General features: G+C 69.5%; 5 protein-coding genes. All 5 read right to left on the bottom strand.

The features are described 5' to 3' along the window. Positions 1-177: 177 nt before the first annotated feature. Positions 178-1,554 carry a dihydrolipoyl dehydrogenase family protein gene (locus ACOADB_RS10440; RefSeq protein ID WP_378597947.1) on the bottom strand — a complete coding sequence of 459 codons (1,377 nt, stop codon included), beginning with the start codon at positions 1,552-1,554 and terminating at the stop codon, positions 178-180. Positions 1,555-1,581: 27 nt separating this feature from the next. Beyond that, positions 1,582-1,989 (bottom strand): transcription antitermination factor NusB, encoded by a 408-nt coding sequence (nusB, locus tag ACOADB_RS10435; RefSeq protein ID WP_378597945.1) that lies wholly within the window; start codon positions 1,987-1,989, stop codon positions 1,582-1,584. 7 nt (positions 1,990-1,996) lie between these two features. After that, positions 1,997-2,563 carry an elongation factor P gene (gene efp / locus ACOADB_RS10430; RefSeq protein ID WP_378597943.1) on the bottom strand — a complete coding sequence of 189 codons (567 nt, stop codon included), beginning with the start codon at positions 2,561-2,563 and terminating at the stop codon, positions 1,997-1,999. Between the two features lie 73 nt (positions 2,564-2,636). Further along, on the bottom strand, positions 2,637-3,083 hold the full coding sequence (locus ACOADB_RS10425) for a type II 3-dehydroquinate dehydratase (protein WP_378597941.1): 447 nt from the start codon (positions 3,081-3,083) through the stop codon (positions 2,637-2,639). Continuing rightward, a partial coding sequence (gene aroB / locus ACOADB_RS10420) for a 3-dehydroquinate synthase (RefSeq protein ID WP_378597939.1) occupies positions 3,080-4,016 on the bottom strand: 937 nt, incomplete at its 5' end. The genes ACOADB_RS10425 and aroB, both read right to left, overlap by 4 nt.

Here is a 4,016-nt window from a genome sequence, read left to right as displayed (position 1 = left end):
GGGCTCGACGGCGGCGGGCTCGACGGCGGCGGGCTCAACGGCGGCGGTGCCGTCGATCGAACCGCTGTGTGTGCGGAGATCGGGTCGAACAACGGGTCGGTCAAGGGCTGACTCACGAGAACCTCCGAGATAGGCAGTCAGGTGGCCTAAAGGCGAGGCCAACCTACCCCGAAGTCCTCACCCCAGATCGCCGAGCGCAATTTCAATCGCCCTGTGGAACGTCGGGTACGCGAAGTGCATCCCCTTCAGGGTGGCCAACGGCACCTCCGCGTGGACGGCGGTGACGAGCATCCCGATGATCTCCCCGCCGGACGGACCCACCGCCGTGGCACCGACGAGCACGCCCCGGTCGAGATCGGCGACGACCTTGATCAGGCCGTGGTTGCCGACCTTGTGCAACCAGCCCCGGCTCGAGTCGGGCAGCTTCGCCAGCCCGACACCGACGTTCAGTCCGGCGTCACGGGCCTGCTGCTCGGTCATCCCGACCGACCCGACCTCGGGGTCGGTGAAGGTGGCACGGGCGACGGCGCGGTAGTCCGCCCACGGGCCGTCCTCACCGGTCAGGTCCCGGATGACGACGTTCGCCTGGTACATCGACATGTGCGTGAAGGCGCCCTTGCCAGTGATGTCGCCGATCGCCCAGACCCCGTCGGTGACGCGCGCCCGCTCATCCGTGTCCAGGACCCGCGCCGAGGGGTCGAGCCCGACGGTGTCGAGTCCGATGTCGCCGAGGTTGTTGCGCCGGCCGGCAGCCACCAGCAGCGCCTCGGCGCCGATCGAGGTGCCATCGGCCAGGCCGACCGTGAACGCCGATCCGTCGTGGGCGACGCCCGTGACCCCGACGCCGGCCCGCACGCCGATCCCCTCGGCCTCGAGGGCCTCGGCGACCACGGCACTCGCCTCCGGCTCCTCCGGTCCCAGGATCCGCTCGGCCCCCTCGACCACCGTGACGTCGACTCCGAAGCGCGCGAAGGCCTGGGCCAGCTCGCAACCGATCGCTCCCCCGCCGATCACGACGAGACTCGCGGGCAGGTCGCGCACCTGAACCACGTCACGGTTGGTCCAGTACGGCGTCGCGGCCAGCCCGTCGATCGGGGGGACGGCCGGCTCGGTGCCGGTGTTCAGCACCACGCCCCGTCGTACGACGAAGTCCCGCACGCCGTCCGCGGTCACGACCTGGATGCGCCCCGGTCCGGCGAGCCGGCCGGTCCCGCGCACGAACTCCGCGCCCGCCCGCTCCAGGCGCTCGACCGCGACGATGTCGTCCCAGTCGTCCGTCGCCTCGTCGCGGATCCGGTCCGCAACGGGCGTCCAGTCGGGGGTGACCTCGGCCGACCCACCCAGCGAGGACACCCGCCGGGCTTCCTGCAGCGCGTCGGCCGCGCGGATCATCATCTTCGACGGCACGCAGCCGTAGTAGGGACATTCACCGCCCACCAGGCGGCGGTCGACCCCGACCACGGAGAGTCCGGCCTTGGCCAGGGAGGCGGCCACGTGCTCGCCGCCCGGTCCGAGCCCGATGACGACGACGTCGACCTCAGTTGATTCCGGCATGCCCACACACTGGCACGCCGGGGAAATTCAGACCAGCGTCGCCTTGGACCGCTGGATCGCGCCGAGGACGCCGTTGACGAACGACGGCGACTCATCGGTCGAGAGCTCGCGCACCAGGGTCATCGCCTCGGTCACGGCAACCGTGTCCGGCACGTCATCGGCCCAGAGCAGTTCCCAGACGCCGATCCGCAGGACGTTGCGGTCCACGGCGGGCATCCGCGACAGGCTCCAGTCGGTGGAGAACTGGACGAGGATCTCGTCGATCCGCGCCTGGTGCTCGGACACCGCGCGCACCAGCACAGCGGTGTACGGGTTGGTCAGCTGTTCGCCGTCGGCCGTGACGCGCTCGAGCGCCTCGAGTCCCGACTCGCCCCGCATGTCCGCGGCGTAGAGGACGTCGAGTGCTCGCTTGCGCGCCTTGGTCCGGGCTCCCACCTGCTGGTCAGCCCTTCACGCGGGAGAGGTACGAGCCACCCTCGCGGGTGTCCACCTTGATCTTCTCGCCCTGCTCGATGAACAGCGGCACCTGGATCTCGGCGCCGGTCTCCAGCGTGGCCGGCTTGGTGCGACCGGTCGCGGAGTCACCGACGACGCCGGGCTCGGTGTAGCTGACGACGAGCTCGACGGAGGCGGGCAGCTCGATGAAGAGCACCCGGCCTTCGTTGGTGGCGACGATCGCCTCCTGGTTCTCGAGCATGAAGCCCGAGGCGTCACCGACGATCTCGGGGGCGACCTCGGTCTGCTCGAACGTGCCGGTGTCCATGAAGACGTAGCTGACGCCGTCGTTGTAGAGGTACTGCATCGTGCGGCGGTCGACCGTGGCGGTCTCGACCTTGGTGCCGGCGTTGAAGGTGCGGTCGACGTTCTTGCCCGACTCGACGTTCTTGAGCTTGGTACGGACGAACGCCGGGCCCTTGCCGGGCTTCACGTGCTGGAACTCCACCACGGACCAGAGCTGGCCGTCGATGTTGAGAACCATGCCGTTCTTGAGGTCATTCGTCGATGCCATGCGCGCGTATTCTCCGATGCAGATGTCAAGCGGTTCGAGTGGTCCCCGGGGTGCTCGGGACCGGCAGTGAAGTCTAGTGTGCCGACGGGTCAGCGATGAATTCGAGCGCCTGGCGGTAGCCGTCGATGCCCTGGCCCTCGATCACCTTCGCGGCATGGGGGGACACCACAGAGGTGTGTCGGAACTCCTCAGCACGCTGCGACGGGGCGCTGATGTGGACCTCGACGAGTGGCGCCTCCAGCTGGGCACAGGCATCGAAGAGGGCGTAGGAGTAGTGCGTCCAGGCGCCGGCGTTGAGCACCACAGGAGTCTTGTTGTCTGCGGCGTCATTGAGCCAGTCGAGCAGCTTGCCTTCGTGATTGGTCTGCATGACCAGGACCCGGAGGCCGAGAGCAGAGCCCCACTCCACACAGAGGTCGGCGAGTTCGTCATGGGTGGTGGCGCCGTAGATCTCGGGCTGCCGACGGCCGAGCCGACCGATGTTCGGGCCGTTCAGGACGAGCACCTGCCGGTCACTCATGCCGCACCGCCCGAGACGGCGTCGTACGCCGCCCGCAGGTTCTCCTCGGACGGTCCGGCCAGCACGACCGGCTTCCCCACGTCGTCGAGTACGACGAAGCGGAGCTGGTTGCCGCGGGACTTCTTGTCCACCCGCATGGTCGCGAGCAGCGTCTCGAAGTCGGCTCCGTCCCAGGTGGTCGGCAGGCCGACACGGCCGAACGCGGAACGATGCCGTTCGACGAGACCAGCGGGCAGGCCGCCCTCGCGCGCCGCCAGCTCGGCCACGAAGACGCAGCCGATCGCAACGGCCTCGCCGTGGCGGATGGAGTAGTCGGTGGCCTTCTCGATCGCGTGGGCGAGCGTGTGGCCGTAGTTGAGCGCCTCGCGTCCCGGGTGGCCGGCGACTCCCCCGGTCTCCTTGAGGTCTCCGGCGACGACGTCGGCCTTCACCGCGATCGACCGCTCGACCAGCTCGCGCAGGACGGGTGAGTCAGCGGTCAGCGCCGACGGCTCGGTCTGCTCGACCAGCTCGAGGATCCGCGGGTCGGCGATGAAGCCGCACTTGATGACCTCGCCGAGGCCGGCGACCAGTTCCTCGCGCGGCAGGGTCTCGAGCAGCGCGAGGTCGCAGAGCACGCCGGCGGGTTCGTGGAACGAGCCGATCAGGTTCTTGCCGGCCGGGCTGTTGATGCCGGTCTTGCCACCCACGGCGGCGTCGACCATGGCGAGCAGCGTCGTCGGGACGTGCACGACAGCAACGCCGCGCAGCCAGGTCGCGGCGACGAAGCCACCCAGGTCGGTGGTCGCACCGCCGCCGACGGTGACGATGGCGTCGGAACGGGTGAAGCCGTCCTCACCGAGCGCCTCCCAGCACGCGGCGGCGACCTCCCAGTTCTTGGCTTCCTCGCCGTCGGGCACCTGCAGCACCACGACATCGAGGCCCTCGAGCAGG

Origin of the sequence: Nocardioides sp. CPCC 206348, assembly GCF_048654705.1 — a bacterium.
GTDB lineage: Bacteria > Actinomycetota > Actinomycetes > Propionibacteriales > Nocardioidaceae > Nocardioides.
The sequence above is the reverse complement of the archived record's forward strand: the minus strand, read 5'-3'. Positions and strand labels throughout refer to the sequence as shown.

Excerpts from the sequence above, each read along its gene's own strand:
- ACOADB_RS10440 (WP_378597947.1), bottom strand. The coding sequence starts at position 1,554 with ATGCCGGAATCAACTGAGGTCGACGTCGTCGTCATCGGGCTCGGACCG.
- efp (WP_378597943.1), bottom strand. The coding sequence starts at position 2,563 with ATGGCATCGACGAATGACCTCAAGAACGGCATGGTTCTCAACATCGAC.
- ACOADB_RS10425 (WP_378597941.1), bottom strand. The coding sequence starts at position 3,083 with ATGAGTGACCGGCAGGTGCTCGTCCTGAACGGCCCGAACATCGGTCGG.